Genomic DNA, 19,171 nt, shown 5'->3' with positions numbered 1-19,171 from the left:
AGAGCGATTGGGTCGTTTGTCTGCCACAATCTGTCTCGCTTTTGTCCTATGACCAGTAATAGCAAATTTAGGAAGTATTTACCAGCATTGAAGTTACGCTGCATTGCTCTGAACTTGTACACGGCAAAAACGACCCAATGGGTCGTTTTCTTGACTATAGGAGAAACACAACAATACTGTATATAAACACAGAGATATAAGGATTAGCTCAATGAGAACGCGTTCACCATTTCTAAACCACATCGGTGAGTTTATGCTGACTAAGCAATATTCGCTCAGAACGGTTGATACATATCTTAAGTGGATTTCTTCCTATATTCATTTTCATGATAAGCGTCACCCAGCTTCAATGGGTGATAACGAGGTTGTCGAATATCTCGACTACCTTGTTCTTAAATGTAATGTGTCGCCTAAAACACAAGCGACAGCGTTAAATGCATTATCTTTTCTGTATAAACAAATAATTAAACAGGATTTGTGTCCTAATCTAACGTTTGTCAGAAGCAAACGCCAATCTAAGTTGCCAATTGTTATGACCCCCGAGGAGGTTAAACGTCTCATGTCGTTTTTAAGTAAACGATATTATTTAATTTCAGGTTTAATGTATGGTAGCGGCTTACGTGTAATGGAAGCTGTGCAACTCCGAGTTCAGGATATTGACTTTGACTACAAGTGCATTCGGATCTGAAAAGGAAAAACTAAACGAAACCAACTTAATAAAATTAAAATATTTACTTTTCAATTAGTTAGAAATAAATTGTAAAAGGAAATATTTGTAGGCTGAAGGCAAGATACTTTAGAAAAATAAAAACACACCAAACCAAGGAGCTCGCACAAGTGGTTTTGAGACGTTGCGCTGTGTTCAAACCAAAACACGACGCAACGATCAAACAAGTCTGTAGTTGGTTTTAAGATTTACCGAGGTTTTGTTCGTAGACCTTAAGTGCGTGCTCTAAATCTTCTATCAAGTCTTCTACGTCTTCAAGACCAATATGAAGGCGGATCACGGGGCCAAGTGCCCAACCTGTGGTTGATCGCAAATGCTCCATGGTTTTGTTGGCTGTGACTAAACTCTCAAACCCACCCCATGAGAAACCCATTTTAAAATGAGATAAGGCGTCTAAGAAACGGTTAATCGCCTTTTGATTACCCTCTTTCATTACGATTGAAAATAGGCCATTGCTACCGTCAAAATCGCGCTTGAAGAACTCATGACCTGGACAAGTTTCAAAAGCTGGGTGTCTAACGTGATCCACAAGCGGGTGTGCTTCTAGCCATTTGGCTACCGTAATTGCTGATTGCTCGTGCTGTTTTAATCTCGCAGGCATAGTGCGTAATCCACGTAACGCTAAATAAGCGTCGTCAGCGGAAGTGCATTGACCAAGCAAATACGAATGCTCTCTAAGTTCAGGCCAATAGCGCTCATTTGCAACCGCAACCCCCATCATGACGTCAGAATGACCAACAATATACTTGGTTGCCGCTTGAATGCTGATATCCACACCATGGTCTAATGGTCGAAACTGCCAGCCATTGCCCCAAGTGTTGTCGAGCATAGTAATAAGACCACGGCGCTTTGCTACCTCGACCATAGCAGGCACGTCTTGTACTTCCATGGTGATTGAACCTGGGGATTCCAAGAACAGTACTTTGGTGTTGTCTTGGATCAACGCATCAATATCAGCGCCAATCATAGGATCATAATAGGTTGTCTCTATACCGTAGCCTCTTAATAGCTTATCGCAAAGATCCCTCGTTGGTTCGTATGCGGTATCTACCATCAATAGATGGTCACCTGCTTTTAAGAAAGCCAGTAAAGACTGTGCAATAGCGGCCGCCCCTGAAGGATAAAGCGCACAGCCCGCGCCATTTTCAAGTTCGGTAATGGCATCTTGTAATGCAAAATGCGTATTGGTGCCGCGGCGGCCATAAAACAATGTACGATGACTTCGGCCTTTAATAGCTTCTTGCATCTCTGCCACGCTCTCAAATACGACCGTCGAGGCGCGTTGAACTACTGGGTTTACAACCCCTTTGGTGTACTCTGCTTTTCGTCCAGCAGAAACAATTTTAGTATGCTTTTTCATAATTACTCTTCTGATTGTGCCCGCCAGTGCTCAACTAAATATCTGGAGATAGAGTCTTCTCTGGTGAGTTTAAAACCGGGCTCAGTATCGCCCCATTCTGCAAATGTATTAAGGTCTGCCCGCGAAAACCACTTTGCTTGCTCAAGCTCGTCTTGCTCAACAAAAATCTCGGTGGTTTTCGCTTTCGCGGTAAAGCCAAGCATTAACGACGACGGAAATGGCCAAGGTTGCGACGCAATATAAGTGGCGTCGTAGGCTTCAACACCGGCCTCTTCCATCACTTCCCGTACCACCGCCTGTTCTAAAGACTCCCCTGGGTCAACAAAGCCTGCGAGTGTTGAAAACACACCTTCGGGCCAACTTGCCTGTCGTCCAAGCAAGCATCGCTCTACGCCATCAGGAAAAACATGAGTCACAAGCATAATCACGGCGGGATCGGTGCGTGGAAACGTCATATGGCGACACTCAGAGTTAGTACAACGTCTTGAATGCCCCGCTTCGGCCATTTTATTCGGTTGACCGCAGCGGCCACAAAAACAATGGGTTTTATGCCAATAACAAAGCCCTCTTGCGAGTACACCGATAGAGCCTTGTTGTCGAGGTAAATTGCGGCCGACTTTTCTCATATCGATAAATTCACAATCAGGCGCAATAAAAGACAGCTTGTCACGCTGCGCAGAAACATCGAGCGCAAAATAACTGTGCTCATCATCACGGCCCAGAAAAATGGCATCTTGAAGTGCTAGGTCGGCAACTTCTGTACGCGAAAGGTAGTGTAATTCGTTCTTTTGAATGCTGACTAAATTTGCATCGTCTTGGATCAGCAACCAGCGACTTTTGTCGCCCATTTGAGATAACAACCAGTTTGGATCTTTTCGTTCGTTAGATGCTCTGTCTAACGTCATTTGAGTGTAATACAGCAAGCCCCTATTCCCTCATATTTTGGAACAACCTAGCCACCTCGGCGAGACCTTAAACCTATCACAGCGTAAAGGTACAGGCAAAAAAAAAGCCCATAAATGGGCTTTGAAACTACAGTGTGATCTCACACTACAGAGAGGCAAGATAGTCCAATAGCTTTTGGTTTTCGTTTTCGATATGTTTGTAAAACTCAATATCTTTCAATTTAGATGCCGCTGCTTCGTCGATGACGATAACCGCATCGCGGTGCAGTTGTAGCGCAGAAGCTGGACATGCCGCAGTTAGCGGGCCTTCCACCATCGCCGCGACGGCTTCAGCTTTGTTTTCACCCGTGGCCAACAGTACCACCTTATTTGCATCTAAAATCGTGCCAATCCCCATTGTAATAGATAGGTGAGGTTGATACTCGTCTGCTTTAAAAAAGCGGGCATTATCATCAATCGTTGCTTTTGTTAGGGTCTTTACCCGAGTGCGTGACGTTAACCCAGAAGACGGTTCGTTAAAGCCAATATGGCCATTTCTGCCAATACCGAGTAGTTGTACATCGATACCACCAGCGGCTTTAATACGTGCTTCATATTCTCCACACGCCGTAATTGGATTTTTTGCATCACCCGGAGGTACATGCGTATTATTCTTTTTAATATCGATATGATCAAATAGCTGCTGCTGCATAAAGTAACGGTAACTTTGTGGGTGCGAGCCATCTAACCCTAAATATTCGTCTAAGTTAAAACTAGTAACTTCGGCAAAACTGATTTCGTTTGCTTGATTACGTTTAATAAGCTCTTGATACAAAGCAACTGGCGTTGAGCCCGTCGCTAATCCCAACACAGAGTTAGCTTTGCGCTTTAATTGCGTTGTAAAAATGTCTGCACCATATGCTGCGACTTCGGCAGCGTCTTTTAAAATGACTACTTGCATACGATTAACCAAATGTTGAGATGATTAGAATAAAATGGGATCTGAACCTTGCTTCGCGTGCAATCAAAGCAAGGCCAGATCTAACCTAATTGGGATACACAACGTTAGGTTATTACCATTATGACAACGCTGTCATTATTATCAGAAATAATGCGCTTGTAAAGCAAAAGTGAAAAAAAATATGGATATTTTTTACGCTATATAATCGAAAGGCGTTAAAAAGCCCACAGTTGTGGGCTTTTTAACAAAAGACTTATAAGTAACCTGAACTTGGGATAAGTATTACACGCTTACAAAAATACGCCGTTTATACATCCAGTGCAGCACTAAAAGTTGTACAACCAGTAACGCAATAACGGCCATGAGCGGCTGCCCATCTGCGGGTACAGCGGCAATCACGCCGCCAAAAACACTTTTACTAATGAATGTCCAATTCACCAAGCTTGAAGCCAAATAGATAATAATTGAATTAGCGCCAATAATAACAAATGGATATGCCCAACGCTGGAAGCCTAACACATCTACCACCGCGTAAAATACCGCAAGTAAAATCGCGCTCCAGCCTACCGTTACTAGCACAAATGAACTTGTCCAAAGCTCTTTATTAACCGGAAACTGAAGGTCCCACAACCAACCTAACGCCAGTGACAAGCAACCTGCTCCCGCCAGTATGCCCACCGTTTTCCACTCTCCTTGCTCTTGTGCCTTTGCAATTGTTCGCCCTGCAAATACCCCCGCTATCGCATTGACAATTGCGGGTAAACTAGACAGTACTCCCTCAGGATCCACAGGACGATTTTGATAGCTGATCCCCGGCAATAAATAGGTGTCGATAAATGCATTCCAGCTACCGACACCGTTTGCACTTAAGTCCCCAGCCTGTCCACCAGGTACGGGAATAAAGCACAGTAATAACCAATAGAAAAGCAAGATCCCAACCCCAACGTAGGCTAAGGTTCGCAAGCTGGTGTGCCAAACGAGCAAAGCACAAAAGAACCAAGCAAACGCAATACGACCTAACACACTAGCATAGCGAACACCTTCTGGATCCATTGGGATCCCAGTTCCCCAACCGTGGTTGTATAACACACCGAACGCACATAATAACAAAAGTCGCTTCAGTGCTTTGAGATAAAAAGGCTTACGCTCATCAAAGGGTAAATGATCGATACGCTTAGGCGACAACCCCATCGCCACACCCGATAAGAAAATGAATAATGGAAAAATTAGGTCATAAAAGGTAAAGCCATGCCAAGGGCTATGCACAGTATGTGCTTCAAACGCCTTCCAGCCTTGCCAACCTGTAAGTACAAACAGCGCAGCAAAAATAGACTGGCCACCTAAAATCCAAAACATATCCATGCCGCGTAACGCATCTAAAGAGGCGAGTCGCTTTGGTTTGTTATTTGTTGTCATTGTTATTTACCCGCGTAAAAGTCATTAGCTTCGAATTACTACTTGTTAACCCTTTTCCAGTACTATGCTCGAGTGGGTTATAAAAAACAAAGCCCCGCGATACAGCTGCGGGGTCTTACCAGGGAAAGTTTTTCAAATTTGCTCAGCTGTTTTCGTTAGCGCTTTTGTCCGCCAATATAGGTTTGGGAAACATAGAGCTCGTTATCCAGCACCACAAAATCAGCATCAGCACCTGCTCTTAAATGCCCTTTTTGCGACAAACCGAGATATTGCGCAGGATATAGCGCTGCCATACGTAAGCTCTCTGCAAGGCTAATATTCAATGTATTAACGGTATTTCTTACCGCACTGGCCATATCCAGCACACTTCCCGCCAGTTCACCTGTGGTCGAATTTAATCTATCGCCTGTACGAATGACCTTTCTACCATCAAAAAAATCAAACTCAGTATCGTCGGTGCCAACTGGGGGCATAGCGTCGGTAACTAACATCACCTTGCCACGCTGCTTTGTTCGAATAGCTAACTGCGCTGACAGCGGGTGTACGTGATGGCCATCAACAATTAAGCCACACCAGCTATTGTCATGCCAAAGGGCAGCACCTACAACGCCAGGCTCACGAGAGGTAAATGGCGACATCGCGTTAAACAAGTGAGTAAATCCATCCACACCTGCATTCAATGCTGCATTCGCTGTGTCGTAGTCTGCATTGGAGTGACCGATACACACTTTAACCCCAAGCGAAAGCAGCCGCTCAATATCACCGAGCGGCACGGTTTCTGGTGCCAAAGTGACCATTTTTATACCTAAATCTTGACGTCCATATATGGCAAATTCTTCTTCTGAAATAGGACGGATGAACTTCTCACTGTGTGTGCCTTTTTTGGGGTGGGATAAGTGAGGACCTTCAAAATGAATGCCAAGTACACCTTGCTGCTTTGAAGCAATTGCCTCAGCCGTTGCCTCTGCCGCTTGTTGCATCACTTCAATGCGGTCTGTGATCAATGTCGGCATGAGTCCTGTTGAGCCAAATTGGCTGTGCGCGCTCACCATAGTCGCCAAACAAGCTGTTGACTGCTCTGCATTAAAAAATGCGCCGCCCCCTCCGTTCACCTGCACGTCAATAAAACCTGGTGCAACCAGCCCTGAGAGTTTTTCCACATTTATGGCTTGTGATTCTGTGATGTACTGGATCTGACCCGCTTCGACTGTGAAAAAAACATCCTGTTTAAAATTTTCACCATCAAATAACTTAGGAGCAAAGTAACATTGAGTTGTCATTAGTTCGCCTTCTTTAATTCTTGACCAGCACTTTGAATAGCAAAGTAAATGGCCCCCATTTCTGGTGGCTGCTTGGGTAGTTGGACTTGCTTGGCTATTTCAGGGTCAAGCCATGCTTGTAACGGCTCAGATAAGCCGCCAATCATTGATAACCTAGGTGGATTGAGCGCCAATAACCTTTTTGCTAGACGACTGATGTAATCAGCACCAGATTGCACGATAGCCAACGCAACTTGGTCATCTTGTTTTGCTTGTTCGAAAACATAGCGTGCTAACTTGGCATAACCGCTGGAAGGTTGCCCTGCCATTTGCTCAGCGATCCCCATCGCATCTTTGGCGCTAAAATGATCTAATAATACTTGGCTCAGCGTAGTATTTTCGCCTAACCCGTCGAGGTCTAGCAGTGCCGACTTTACGGCTTCAAGCCCCATCCATGCACCACTTCCCATATCACCTTGTGCAAAACCATGACCACCATAATTCACCGTTTTACCGTCTACTAATGCAAATCCACACGATCCTGTACCCGTTATAATTACCGCACCATCGCTGCCCTCGTGAGCACCGATACATGCGGTGTGCAGATCGGTAGTGAGAAACATCTGCTTGAATGGATGCTCCCATTGCATAATTTTGTCATATAAAACCGGTAAATTTACACCCGCTAGACCAAGGCCTGCATTTAAATCGTGAACCTGTTCAACACGTAGACCCGCGTCTTGCAGGGCCATTTGCGTCGACACCATGATTGATTCAAGCGTGCGCTCTAATCCATGTAAGGGATTTGCAGGGCCGCCTAGACCTGTACCCAAAACGCCATGTTTAAGAGAATAAATTGTTGCACGGCATTTTGTTCCACCACCATCGACGCCGATGTATAGTTGGTCTTGGTCAACCTGTTTAGCCATCATATAAAGACCCCTACTTTATTCTGGATTACACCGCGTTATTGTTTTCGTTGGACACGGTTCTTCATTCATGTTGAATTGATGTTACACAACAAATGACAGCGTTGTCATTATTTTTTTCAAGAAATTTCTTCATTTTGAAAAAAACTAATATTGCATAGTTTATGAGAATTGTCAGTGACAAATTGCAATAATGATCAAACTACAAGTGCTCAGATAACACCTAACACATTGAATAAAATAAAAAAGCGACTTAATGTAACATTAAGTCGCTTTATCAATTTACGCTTTTTACTAAGATTGTTCGTGAACTTAATCCTAGCTTACTTAACGCCCAATTCTCTTAAGCGTTCTTGTAAGTAGCTATCTGCAGTGTAACGCTCAGAAAGCACAACATCTGGTCTTGGGTGCAAGAATAATGGCAATGAAATACGAGATTTCGTTGATGCCTTACCCGTTGGGTTAATTACACGATGGATCGTTGAAGGAAAGTATCCCCCAGATGCCTCTTGCAACATATCGCCAATGTTAATGATGAGCGAACCAAAATCACATGGCACATCTAACCAGCTACCATCTTGTCTCTGTACTTGCAGGCCTGGCTCATTTGCTGCGGGTAATACTGTCAATAAGTTGATATCGCCATGTGCAGCAGCACGAATTGCGCCAGGCTCTTCATCACCGGTCATCGGTGGGTAGTGAAGAATACGCAGTAACGTTTGCTCTGATTCTTTGATCATGTCTTTAAGATCGATAGAAAACTTTGCTCTCACGTCTTCAGGCGCTTCTGACTGTACCCAGCTTAATAACTCTTGAGCAAACTCGCTTGCAAGACGGTAATATTCGCGAATTTCTGCATCTAACTGTGCAGGCACCCGACCCTTTGGATAAACGTGAAAGTATTCTTTGATATCTTTAACGGTAAAGCCTTTTGCAACTTCAGATACTGAAGGTGGAAAATAGCCATCTTGGGTTTCTTTATTGAAAAGAAACTCGTGTTTTTCTTCTGAATTAAAAAATTCTTGCCAATTTTTGTAGATAGATTCAACCAACGCTTGTGGGATTGGATGATTTTTTAACACACCGAATCCAGTGTTTCTTAACGACTCTACAAATTCTTTCGCAGCATTTGGCGATTGATAGTCTACGGTAGGTAACTGTTGCATAATGGTTCCACCAAAATTATTAGTAATTCATGGTTATTCCCTCAAATTAGCCAAATATCAGGCCAAAATGGTATTGCACATTGAGGTCAATAACGCACTTCCCGTGTCATCTCAACACTGCGTACCTAGTAGAAGGTAAGGCGTATGTTATCGGGTCTGTTAACCTAGGGGTTTGTTTTTAAAAGATAAATATAAACCAGCGTCTATTTATCTATAAAACAGCAACAGCAAAGGCTAAAAAGCCCTTATACGATCGTGTTGTCGATAATTCTAAAAAAGCACCGCTAAATACAAGCTCAGCAAACTACTTTTCTAGATTACGTTTTAACAGCGAGCGAGCTTATTGAATTAGCGCTCATGACATAAGGACTTATGTCCGCTTTTATTAATCGAGCTCCTCTATTTTGATGCAGATCAACTGCCCTCATGTGCATCGATTGGGATTTGTATGTCCCACTCTAATCCTTGTTGCGTATTTTTCACACTAAACTCTCCGTTTAATGCGCCAGAAATCAAGTTTGCGGTCAAGTTTGCACTCAGTCCAACGTGACCAGCATTCCCCCTTTTTGTAGTGAGGAACGGCTTAAGTAACTCTTGCGTTGTTATGCCTTGAAGCCCTATGCCATTATCTACATAGTTAATATGTAAATTGTTACCCGCTTGAATAAATGTGATGTTCACTAGGTATTGGTGATCTATCCATGCATGCACCAATGAATTTTCAATCAAGTTGGATAAGACTTCCAGAAGCGCTTGGCCATCAACGTACAGTTCAGTTTCGGTGTTGCCAATCACTTGGAGTTGTACATCTTGTTTTGTGAAGTCTTTTTTAAGTCTGGATTCTATTTCTTTAAGCTTGATTAACGAACGGCAACTATCACGTTCCGACTGTGATACCGACTTAAGCAGACTCACAAATTTGGCTACTTTTTCAAGGTTTCGACTGCAAAGCGCACTACTGTCTTTTATTTGAGCAAAGCCAGTCACCAAACCGTCTTGTGTTAACGTCCCTGAAGCGAGGTCCTTTTGCAGTGTTTGCATCACCTCTTCTAAGTAGGTGTTTGAGGTGATACTGGTTCCTAGAGGAGTATTTATTTCATGTGCAATTCCCATTACCATTTGATTGATTGCTTTTGATAGCTGTTGTTTCACCGCTATTTTTTGCGCTTCAATAAGTTTAAACTGAGTATTCACTCTGGCAATGATTTCACTGGGTTTATAAGGTTTTGTAATGTAGTCAACACCGCCCACTTCAAGCGCCTGCACTAAACTCTCACTATCCTCATAGGCACTGACAAAAATAACCGGAATACTCGCGGTGGTATTCTCAGACTTAAGTACCTTACAAAGCTCTATACCCGACATATTAGGCATTTTGATGTCGGTTATTATCAATTCAGGTTGCTGTTTCTTTACGATGCCTAGCGCAATATCCCCGCCACGGGCCGCCAGCACTTTAAAACCTTCTTTTCGAAGTATGAGCTGAAGAACTTGAAGGTTTTCAGGCATATCGTCAACAATCAAGATATCGGACATTCAACGCTACTCTTTTCCTTAATTTCATACTTTTTACAGCATAGCTTGAGAAATTATGTATCGCGACTATGTTTAAATATAAATTTCACGCGTTAATAATAACTTATGTCCTCAAAAGCATTACTAAGTTGGATCGCACTGCTCGCCTTGTTAACTGCGCTTAGTAGCGCAACTTTAATCTACTACTCTGCTACCACACACAGTACACTTGCCGCTGACATCAATACGGCGTATCAAAACCATCTTTCATTAGAAATGTACGTAAAGGACAAAGACCCAAGATATCTAGCATCGCTCCACCCCGCACAGCAGCATTTACCGCTACCATTAAAACAAATTTTTGACGCGCAAATGCATTTGAAGTCACAATTTACTGAAAATATAGCCACCGATCCAAGTTTGCCAAACAGTTACCAGCTGTCCATTAGTCAGCTTCCAATATTCGCCAACTCAGAACTAGAACACAGTAGTAACGAACAAGTACAAATTTTGCTGTTTACCGGATTCGCCTTTGGTTTGTTAACCTTATTTTTAATCTTTTATGTTTGGTTCATGAGAACAAAACATTTCTCGCCCATGTACCGCATCATTAATAAATTACGCAACCAAGCTCAACACAACGGAACGCTTGAGTTAACAGCGACCACTAGCGATGCCGATGTAAAACGTTTGATTAGCGCCATCCAAGAGGCCACAGCATCACAAAGCCAGAAATTGGCATCTGCCGCAATCATCGAAAGGTATAATCGAGAACTCAAATCTATTACAGGTTCTGAACTTATTGTAAAGCATGCGCTTGAATTTATCGCAAATGAATTCAATGCGCCTAGCGTCTCCTTACATGCACATCAAGAAGACGACTCCTTTTTGTTCGTGAGTGGTTTGGGCGTGAGCCTGAGTGAGTCAATCTTAGGCTCTTACATCCAACAAAGTGCAAAACTCAACACGCCACAAATACAATCAGATCCACTTTGGTTAAAAGACCAAGACATTGAGATTAAACTACAATCGCGCTATTACTTTCCACTCGCTATCAATAACAATGTGGTATATGTGCTGTTCGTCGGTAGCGCACAACGTTTAATCGAGAGTCAATTTGAGGCGCTTGAATATCTGTGTAAAGACCTCAGCCTTGCGCTAGCATCAATGAAAATATTGAAAAGCAACAAAAAACTGAATCCGCTCTGAGCGAACAATTAGAACTCACTCATCATATTATCAATGCTATCCCAAACCCCACCTATTACCGTTCAACCGACGGGGTATTTATGGGCGTTAACAAGTCCTTTTTAACACTCCTCGACCAGTTTGAAGTGGATGTTATTGGAGCCAAACTTGATGAAGTATTTGATTTGGGTATTGCCAGCCTTTTTGAATCTAAGGCTGATGAGATCATTGCTTCAACTCAAGAACAAACTTACGAAGTGCTACTGTTAGATGGGCAAGAACAGGCTAGAGAATTAATTGTCTATGAGGCACCTTTTTTCAATGAAAACGGAGCAGTCGTCGGTATTGTTGGCATGTACTTAGACGTCACTGAACGCAACCAGTTGCAACGAGAGCTCGTTGAAGCAAAAGACCTCGCGCAAAACTCTGCTAAAACCAAAAGTGAATTTCTTGCCAATATGAGTCATGAGATCAGAACGCCCATGAATGCCATTATTGGTATGTCACATTTAACGCTCGCAACAGAATTAACTGCCAAGCAACATGATTACGTATCGAAAATAGATTCAGCCGCCAAGCAGCTACTTAGGCTTATTAACGATATTCTAGATTTCTCAAAAATTGAAGCCGGTAAAATTGAGCTAGAATATCAAGCATTTTCTACTGAAAAGCTACTCGATAATGTGGCAACAATCGTCAGTGTCAAAGCGCAAGAAAAGCAGTTAGAGCTAGTATTCGATATTGATCCCAATGTCCCTTACTGCGTCGTAGGTGATCAATTTAGAATAAGCCAAGTGCTGATCAATTTGGCCGGTAACGCTGTAAAATTCACTGAAAACGGCGAAGTCGTGGTTCGCCTATCATTAGTGAATAACAATGAGGGTATTGCCAAAATAAAATTCAGTGTTAAAGACTCTGGTATTGGCATGAATAAACGGCAACAAAAAAACCTATTCCAATCTTTTTCCCAAGCCGATAATTCCATCACCAGAAAGTACGGTGGTACAGGGCTTGGCCTCACCATTTCACAACAATTAATCAAGTTGATGGGCGGAGAAATCTATGTTGAAAGCGAGGAAAATGTTGGTTCAGAGTTTTATTTTACACTTGAAATGGAAGTGAGTGATGAGCTCAGCCAAGTAAAAGATGTATCTCATTACCTATCAGATCTAAGCGCAACAATTATTGATGATAACCAACACGCCCTAGATGTGCTGAGCGGCATGCTCACAAATTTTGGCATGCGTGTTAATTCCTACTTAGATCCTCATAAAGCACTAAACCAATTTGTGCTTACGCAAGAACTGCCCGACTTAGTGTTTGTCGATTGGCATATGCCAAAAATTGATGGTCTAGAGTTAATTAGTAAACTTCGCACTCAGCTAGAGATCAAACAAAGTAAGTTTGTTCTGGTCACAGCTTATGGTCGCGAGCTAAACCTAACCGAAGCTCAAGCCGACATTATTGATGGTGTGCTACTAAAACCCATCAATCCGTCAAATTTAGTTGATGTAATCCAAAGTGCTTGGTTCGACTCCCCAGAACCTAGAGCAACTTTATGTAAGCAAGATTTAGCCATTAGTCGTCAAGCACTTAATGGCATTGCCATTCTCGTTGCAGAAGATCAACCGGTAAATCAAGAAATAGCCGTAGAAATTTTATCGAGTTTTGGTGCTGATGTGTTGGTTGCTGATAACGGAGAGGAGGCAATTGAACAAGTGAATAATAAGGCTATTGATATTGTGTTAATGGATATGCAAATGCCTGTGATGGATGGGATCACAGCAACTCAAAAGCTTAGAGCCTCGTTTGACAAAAATACCCTGCCTATATTAGCCATGACAGCAAACGCTATGGAAGAAGATATACAAACCTGCATTGATGCAGGCATGAACGACCATGTTACTAAACCTATCGACGTGGAGCAGCTGGTTAAGTGCATTTTAAAACATGTTGATCAAATCGCTACGGCACCAGACACACAAGTTCATAAAGCGGTCGAATCACCAACAATACAGACACAAACAAATGATGAGATTATCGAATTCGAAGGAATAGATATTGCTGAGGGAGTAGCAAGAGCTGCAGGCAATCACAAAGTGTATTTTGATATTTTGGAAAAGTTCCTTGCACAGCAAATTGAGGAGCTGATTAATTTAAAACAAGCCTTAGCCATAGATAACTACGAGCTGGCGCAAAGCATGCTGCACGCATTAAAAGGAGCAAGTGCGAATTTATCTATCATCAAACTTGCGGATGAGTTCAAAAGTATTGAGGAGTCCCTTAATACTCGACCACCTAACGCTGGTGAGATTGATGAATTAATAAAATATGTTAAATATGCACTAGAGCAATGCCAGAAACGCCGGAAAAGAGATGAAGCAAAGCAGTTAGAAACGACCGAGCAATATGATGCTGTAACTCAAAACACGCCCCTAGAAGAGCTCATTAATCTCGCATGCGCGCTTAGAGACTACGACACTCAAGCAACTGAGTTAGTTGAGTCTATTTCAGTGAGCAGTTATTTAACCGAAGTGGAGTTGCAAAAACTTAAAACAGCTGTCGCGCGATTCGAATTTAATGAAGCCTATATGATGCTCACTTCTATCAAGCATGTGGAAGAAGCTCCCGAACTAAATGCCAGCAAAGGCGCAATGCACTAACAAGCAGCTTGACCAACGACAAAATAACCAATCAGCAATAACCTGTTCTAAGTTATGTTACCAAAAGGCTGTATACAAAAATCTTATACCAACTGAACTCAATTGATATTACATCCATTCATAAACAAGCAATAGCAAAGAGGTCCATACTTCCCTTTTCATGCAGTAAATCCTTTTAAAGTCTTGCCTAAGTAGCTAATGGCTCAATAGAAAAACCTTCACCGCTGTTAAAAAGAAAGACACACATGTTTGACACAATAAAAACAAACTGTTAATAATATTGCATCAACACAATAATGATAAGGAAACATAATAATGAAACTACAACTTAAAAAAACTCAACTAAAGGCGCTATCAAAAGACAAAAATGTCATCGCTGACGAAATGACTCCAAACGTTGCCGGCGGTTTTATTCCAACGGCTCGCCAATATTGTAAAACTGATATTAACTGCGCAAGCGAAGGTTGTGACTCTATCGCGCCAAACTGCGGTACACAAACTTATACTTGTTACTAACATATAAGTAATAAGGCCACATTGTGTTTAATGTGGCCTTATTTTTATGAAGTCGCGCTTTATAACCCGAGCTGATCCATAAAATCGTCGTCAGCAGCGTCTTCTTCTTGCGTTTGCTTTGCAGGCTTTTTCTTATCAGCCTGGCTGGCAATGATATCGTCAGGATCCACCGACTCAGCGATATCAAAATCATGTAATTTAATAAATTCAGTTTTGTCCATCGCAAGTTCAAGATAAAAAATGTTTTGGCCCTGCGTGGTAAAGGTTACGCGCCTAGCTTGCGGCCTATCCATGGTAGTATCTACCGAGATCTGGACCTGCTTGTTAATCGCCATCATCTTAGGTTGGTTTTGCGTTATTGAAGTATGGAGCTGTTCACGCACCTTATTGGTAAAATCACCAACAATTTGGTTCATCAATTCACCTAATACGTTTGCAACATCATCCGACAGGTGACTGTGGGCAATCTCGTCTTCGGGCATGCCCATATTGCGCATATAGTCTGTGTACACCTCCATCGCAGCTTGTGCTGTGAAGTTGGTCACGACCAAACCAGTAAATCCGCCATCGAATAATACAAAACAACCGATGTCCGGCCTCATGCAGGTACGAGTTATCTTTTGCACCATTGCAGAATAACTTATTTGGTTGCCGCTTGCCGACGACAGAACTTCTGTTACTGAGTGGCATAGCGTTGAAAGAATATCTTCTGTGCTAATCACTTTGTTTTTCGCCATTTTTTGTCTCATATTTACTTCTTATTATTAATAGTAGCCAAGCTACTGAATTTATCACTGACTATCCAGCATAAAATGCTAAAATAGCGAGATTATTTTCAAAGAGAGATTTAGTGTGACGGGCAAAGACAGTATTTATGCCACTGAGCAAGCAGTAAAAGACTTTACTTTCGACGCAAATGTCGTTGAAGTATTCCCTGATATGATCCAGCGTTCTGTACCTGGCTACGCAACTATAGTGAGCACTATGGGCAAATTGGCTGGCACTTATGCGCAAAGCAACTCAAACCTATATGATTTGGGGTGCTCTTTGGGTGCTGTCACCCTGAGTATGCGTAGGAACATAGACAAAGAAAACTGCCATATTATCGCCGTAGATAATTCAGCGCCTATGGTTGAACGCTGTAAGCTTCATTTGCAAGGATTTAAATCTGATGTTCCTGTCTCTGTCACTCTGGGTGATATTAACGATATAGAAATAAATAACGCATCAGTTGTTGCAATGAACTTCACCTTGCAATTTATACCACCAGAGAATCGCGCAGCCATATTAGAAAAGATTTTCCAAGGTCTAAAACCAGGAGGTGTGTTGCTATTGAGTGAAAAAATTCGAGGCGAAAATGACACCAAAGATAACCTACTGGTCGACCTTCACCATGACTTCAAACGACATAATGGTTATTCCGAGTTAGAGATCAGCCAAAAGCGTACAGCAATTGAAAACGTCATGCGTACAGACTCACTAAGCACCCACTTAACTAGGTTAGAAGAAATAGGTTTTAGCCAAACCCAAGTGTGGTATCAGTGTTTTAACTTCTGCTCAATGGTAGCAATAAAATAGAGGCAATTATGAATCATTGGTTTACTGACTTTTATGCAACCATAGCAAAAACGCCACTTAGCCATTGGCTAGAAACCCTTCCCGCGCAGCTCAGCCATTGGCAAAAAGAAGCACAACATGGCGACTGGCCAAAGTGGGAAAAAGTAATAAAGAACTTACCCGAGCTCGACACCTCTCATGTAGATATCAAGACAAAAGTTGAGATTGGCACGGGAGAGAATATCAGTGAAGGTCATCAAAAACAGTTAACCCATTTACTAAAGCGCATGATGCCATGGCGTAAAGGTCCATTTCATCTACATGGCATACATATAGATACAGAATGGCGCAGCGACTGGAAATGGGACAGGCTCCTACCACATATTAGCGAGCTTCATGGTCGTAATGTCTTAGATATTGGATGTGGCTCAGGTTATCACCTTTGGCGTATGCGCGGTGAAGGGGCCGAGCTTGTTGTAGGTATCGATCCATCTGATCTGTTTTTGTGCCAGTTCCAAACAATCAAGCACTTTAACCCAGATCCAAATGTTCATTTACTGCCACTAGGTGTAGAGCAACTCCCTGAGCTGAAAGCCTTTGATACTGTCTTTTCAATGGGCGTATTATACCACCGTCGCTCCCCAATCGACTTCCTTGCACAATTAAAATCACAGCTCAGGAAAGGTGGTGAATTAGTGTTAGAAACCCTAGTGGTAGAGGGTGACGTCAATACGGTGTTAGTCCCTACTGATCGCTATGCAAAAATGCGTAATGTCTGGTTTATTCCAAGTTGTGACGCATTAACTTTATGGCTCGAACGCGTGGGCTTTAAAGATATAAAGGTAGTCAATAAAGACGTTACTTCGCTGGATGAACAACGTCAAACACCTTGGATGGAAACAGAGTCTTTAGCAGATTTCTTAGACCCTAACGATCCTAGTAAAACCATTGAGGGCTACCCGGCTCCCCTGCGTGCTATTTTTGTTGCAAAAGCATAAACTTTTGCTTTTTTGTGTTAGCCCTCAGGCTACGGGCTAACACACTGAGATTATGAATCATCATGATCCATACTCTCACCTTCCCAATAGGCACTAAATTTAAAAATTCCCACTTAATCTCAATATAATTCTGTACTAATTCCGAATACCAATGTTATAGTAACGTTAATGACTGCAGCTATAAATTCATAACGTTGACATTGTTACATACAACTAAATATTTATGCTGACACTTTAGTTGTTCAAAGGACTGTAGCTCTTTCTACTTTAATATCGAGAACATGATAAGTATTCGGTTTGCCTCAAATATTTTTAACCTGATATTGAAAATGAAGTATAACCCTCTTACTAGAACGCTATGTTTAGCTTCTTTTACAAAAGGAGAAAAATAAAATGAAAGCAATAAACACTATTCCAGAATCTAAATTAAAACAAATTTTTGGCGGTTCTGCTGGCGGTGGCGGCGGCGGCACTGAACCACCTCAGCAACAAGAAGAAGCAATGCCATACAAGAAACAAGGCGACACGTCAAAAATTTAGGAAGAATTATGAACGCCGTAATAGCTGCCATAGATTGGACTTTGATCGTAAGTAAGATACTGGCGCTCTTTGCGCTAGTATTTTTTGCGAAGCAGCCATTTTTGAAAATGTTAAAGGACTCTCCAAGTAAAGACGTTCGAGACCAAGTTGAAAGCTCCTTATTAATACTGGTATGTATTTCTATTATTTTCCATTTTTTTGGAAGATTGGCTGCAGATGCGATTATCAATGCAGATATGGGGGTCATGGCAAAACGCCAAGTTTACTACACGTACTTTAGTTTGCATGACCTCTTGGCGGTAGTAGCGATCATGCGTTTACATGATATTAAAAACTGCCAGTTTGCTCGTATAACACGATACGTATGTTATTTTTCAGGTGTGAGTATCGGACTTCAATTAACTAGATATGTGGACAGAGTTGTATTGGAAGCCAACTTCCTTGAGCATATATACAGCCACGGGTTAGTTTTAACCAATGCACTTACTGCTGGATTGCTATTAATGTACCCTCTTTCACGGTTGTTATTGATATCCCCTAACAAGAGATGGAGTTAGCATCAAAGTTAGATTGGAAAGCATATCACCTTGGTGAAAACCACTTGAACTGTCAAACTCACCTCGTCAATGTGGCAGTTCAAGTTATTCCCCAACTACTACAGCGTCAGATTTGACACAATTTTGCAATCCTCAACACCTTAAGGCTCTTAGCCTTCTCACAATTTTGACAATCTGTAGTTCAATCAATGTGATTGCGAAGCCAATATATCTTGACTGTTGTTGGTAAGGAAGACTAGAGATCAGAGTTTTCGGTTGAAGTCGGCGAAGATCTAGGAAAAATTACCCATACTATCAAAGTTGCTTCTACTTTTAATACAGAAAGTCTTTTTACTGTTGATAAGAGCACCTATCAAAAGGTAGATTTAAAGTCAGGGCTAAAAATAGTTCGCCACTATGAGGTGTCTAGGAAGCGAAGAGTTGAGTAGAGAAAGTTCTACTCTGATTTAGTCTTGCCAGTCCCCATTATGTACTATTTCTTTTAAGTTTATAGAAGCTAAATTTCTAATAGGTTGTAGCTTTATTTACCAATGTAAACTGCCAAAGATTTCCAAAAGTTTTTATATTAATTACAAACTCCAAGCCTAGAAACAGATATGCTGAAAGGGTGTTTAATTATATAAAAATTCTAATTTTCGCAGTTTTCACTCGCGGCATCATGCCTCCCACCATGTTGAGACTGTGGTAGGAGCGAGTTTACCTCGCGAGGTGTTTGTTTAGCCTTTAGCGTCTTCGACTCGAATGTGTATGCACAAATCGGCGGGTGAACCACCTCCTACCATGCTGAGGGTGTGGTAGGAGCGAGTTTACCTCGCGAGGTGTTTGTTTGATCTTTGGCGTCTTCGACTGGGTGTGTATGCACACAAATCGACGGGTGAACCGTCTCCTAGCATGTTGAGGGTGTGGTGGGGAGCGAGTTTATCTCGCGAGGTGTT

Annotated in this window: 17 protein-coding genes; 8 read left to right on the top strand and 9 right to left on the bottom strand. The window is 42.1% G+C overall.

Annotated elements, in window-relative coordinates; translation table 11 throughout:
* Positions 1-211 precede the first annotated feature (211 nt).
* A complete protein-coding gene (locus CEX98_RS19315; RefSeq protein WP_242441768.1) occupies positions 212-688 on the top strand; it encodes a phage integrase N-terminal SAM-like domain-containing protein in 477 nt (158 codons plus the stop codon).
* Positions 689-908: 220 nt separating this feature from the next.
* Here CEX98_RS19315 and CEX98_RS19310 read toward each other — a convergent pair whose 3' ends face one another.
* From CEX98_RS19310 to CEX98_RS19275, 8 genes are all read right to left on the bottom strand, one after another.
* Complete coding sequence (locus CEX98_RS19310; protein ID WP_099643633.1) at positions 909-2,087, bottom strand: cystathionine beta-lyase; 1,179 nt, start codon at positions 2,085-2,087, stop codon at positions 909-911.
* A gap of 2 nt (positions 2,088-2,089) precedes the next feature.
* Positions 2,090-2,992: an NAD(+) diphosphatase gene (nudC, locus tag CEX98_RS19305; protein ID WP_099643632.1), complete on the bottom strand. Its 903-nt coding sequence runs from the start codon at positions 2,990-2,992 to the stop codon at positions 2,090-2,092.
* A 145-nt stretch (positions 2,993-3,137) separates the two neighbouring features.
* Positions 3,138-3,932, bottom strand: coding sequence for a glucosamine-6-phosphate deaminase (gene nagB / locus CEX98_RS19300; RefSeq protein WP_099643631.1), 795 nt, complete (start codon positions 3,930-3,932; stop codon positions 3,138-3,140).
* Positions 3,933-4,214: 282 nt separating this feature from the next.
* Positions 4,215-5,348 (bottom strand): transmembrane glucosamine N-acetyltransferase NagX, encoded by a 1,134-nt coding sequence (gene nagX / locus CEX98_RS19295; RefSeq protein ID WP_099643630.1) that lies wholly within the window; start codon positions 5,346-5,348, stop codon positions 4,215-4,217.
* A 155-nt stretch (positions 5,349-5,503) separates the two neighbouring features.
* Positions 5,504-6,628 (bottom strand): N-acetylglucosamine-6-phosphate deacetylase, encoded by a 1,125-nt coding sequence (gene nagA / locus CEX98_RS19290; RefSeq protein WP_099643629.1) that lies wholly within the window; start codon positions 6,626-6,628, stop codon positions 5,504-5,506.
* Positions 6,628-7,539, bottom strand: a complete 912-nt coding sequence (gene nagK, locus CEX98_RS19285; RefSeq protein WP_099643628.1) for an N-acetylglucosamine kinase — start codon at positions 7,537-7,539, stop codon at positions 6,628-6,630. The genes nagA and nagK overlap by 1 nt, the downstream gene beginning before the upstream one ends.
* A gap of 320 nt (positions 7,540-7,859) precedes the next feature.
* Entirely contained in the window at positions 7,860-8,702 is an 843-nt protein-coding gene (locus CEX98_RS19280) for an isopenicillin N synthase family dioxygenase (protein ID WP_099643627.1), read from the bottom strand.
* Positions 8,703-9,116: 414 nt separating this feature from the next.
* On the bottom strand, positions 9,117-10,238 hold the full coding sequence (locus CEX98_RS19275; protein WP_099643626.1) for a response regulator: 1,122 nt from the start codon (positions 10,236-10,238) through the stop codon (positions 9,117-9,119).
* Positions 10,239-10,343: 105 nt separating this feature from the next.
* On the opposite strand from CEX98_RS19275, the gene CEX98_RS23370 reads away from it, so the two are divergent.
* The 3 genes from CEX98_RS23370 to CEX98_RS19265 all read left to right on the top strand — a co-directional run bounded on the left by CEX98_RS23370 (position 10,344) and on the right by CEX98_RS19265 (position 14,584).
* Positions 10,344-11,426, top strand: coding sequence for a hypothetical protein (locus CEX98_RS23370; protein WP_242441767.1), 1,083 nt, complete (start codon positions 10,344-10,346; stop codon positions 11,424-11,426).
* Positions 11,427-11,506: 80 nt separating this feature from the next.
* Positions 11,507-14,068 (top strand): response regulator, encoded by a 2,562-nt coding sequence (locus CEX98_RS19270; RefSeq protein ID WP_242441766.1) that lies wholly within the window; start codon positions 11,507-11,509, stop codon positions 14,066-14,068.
* Between the two features lie 315 nt (positions 14,069-14,383).
* Entirely contained in the window at positions 14,384-14,584 is a 201-nt protein-coding gene (locus tag CEX98_RS19265; protein ID WP_099643625.1) for a hypothetical protein, read from the top strand.
* Between the two features lie 59 nt (positions 14,585-14,643).
* Here CEX98_RS19265 and CEX98_RS19260 read toward each other — a convergent pair whose 3' ends face one another.
* Positions 14,644-15,321 (bottom strand): DUF3334 family protein, encoded by a 678-nt coding sequence (locus CEX98_RS19260; protein WP_099643634.1) that lies wholly within the window; start codon positions 15,319-15,321, stop codon positions 14,644-14,646.
* Between the two features lie 115 nt (positions 15,322-15,436).
* On the opposite strand from CEX98_RS19260, the gene cmoA reads away from it, so the two are divergent.
* The 4 genes from cmoA to CEX98_RS19245 all read left to right on the top strand — a co-directional run bounded on the left by cmoA (position 15,437) and on the right by CEX98_RS19245 (position 18,236).
* Complete coding sequence (gene cmoA / locus CEX98_RS19255) at positions 15,437-16,162, top strand: carboxy-S-adenosyl-L-methionine synthase CmoA (RefSeq protein WP_099643624.1); 726 nt, start codon at positions 15,437-15,439, stop codon at positions 16,160-16,162.
* Positions 16,163-16,170: 8 nt separating this feature from the next.
* The gene (gene cmoB, locus CEX98_RS19250) at positions 16,171-17,139 is read left to right on the top strand and encodes a tRNA 5-methoxyuridine(34)/uridine 5-oxyacetic acid(34) synthase CmoB (protein ID WP_099643623.1); all 969 of its coding nucleotides are present in this window, start codon (positions 16,171-16,173) and stop codon (positions 17,137-17,139) included.
* 393 nt (positions 17,140-17,532) lie between these two features.
* Positions 17,533-17,679, top strand: coding sequence for a hypothetical protein (locus tag CEX98_RS22945; RefSeq protein WP_172439809.1), 147 nt, complete (start codon positions 17,533-17,535; stop codon positions 17,677-17,679).
* Between the two features lie 8 nt (positions 17,680-17,687).
* Complete coding sequence (locus CEX98_RS19245; protein WP_099643622.1) at positions 17,688-18,236, top strand: hypothetical protein; 549 nt, start codon at positions 17,688-17,690, stop codon at positions 18,234-18,236.
* Positions 18,237-19,171 lie beyond the last annotated feature (935 nt).

The organism is Pseudoalteromonas piscicida (assembly GCF_002744175.1).
Classification (GTDB): Bacteria; Pseudomonadota; Gammaproteobacteria; order Enterobacterales; family Alteromonadaceae; genus Pseudoalteromonas; species Pseudoalteromonas piscicida_B.
Note: the sequence above shows the minus strand (reverse complement) of the source record. Positions and strands in the feature narration are given on the sequence as shown.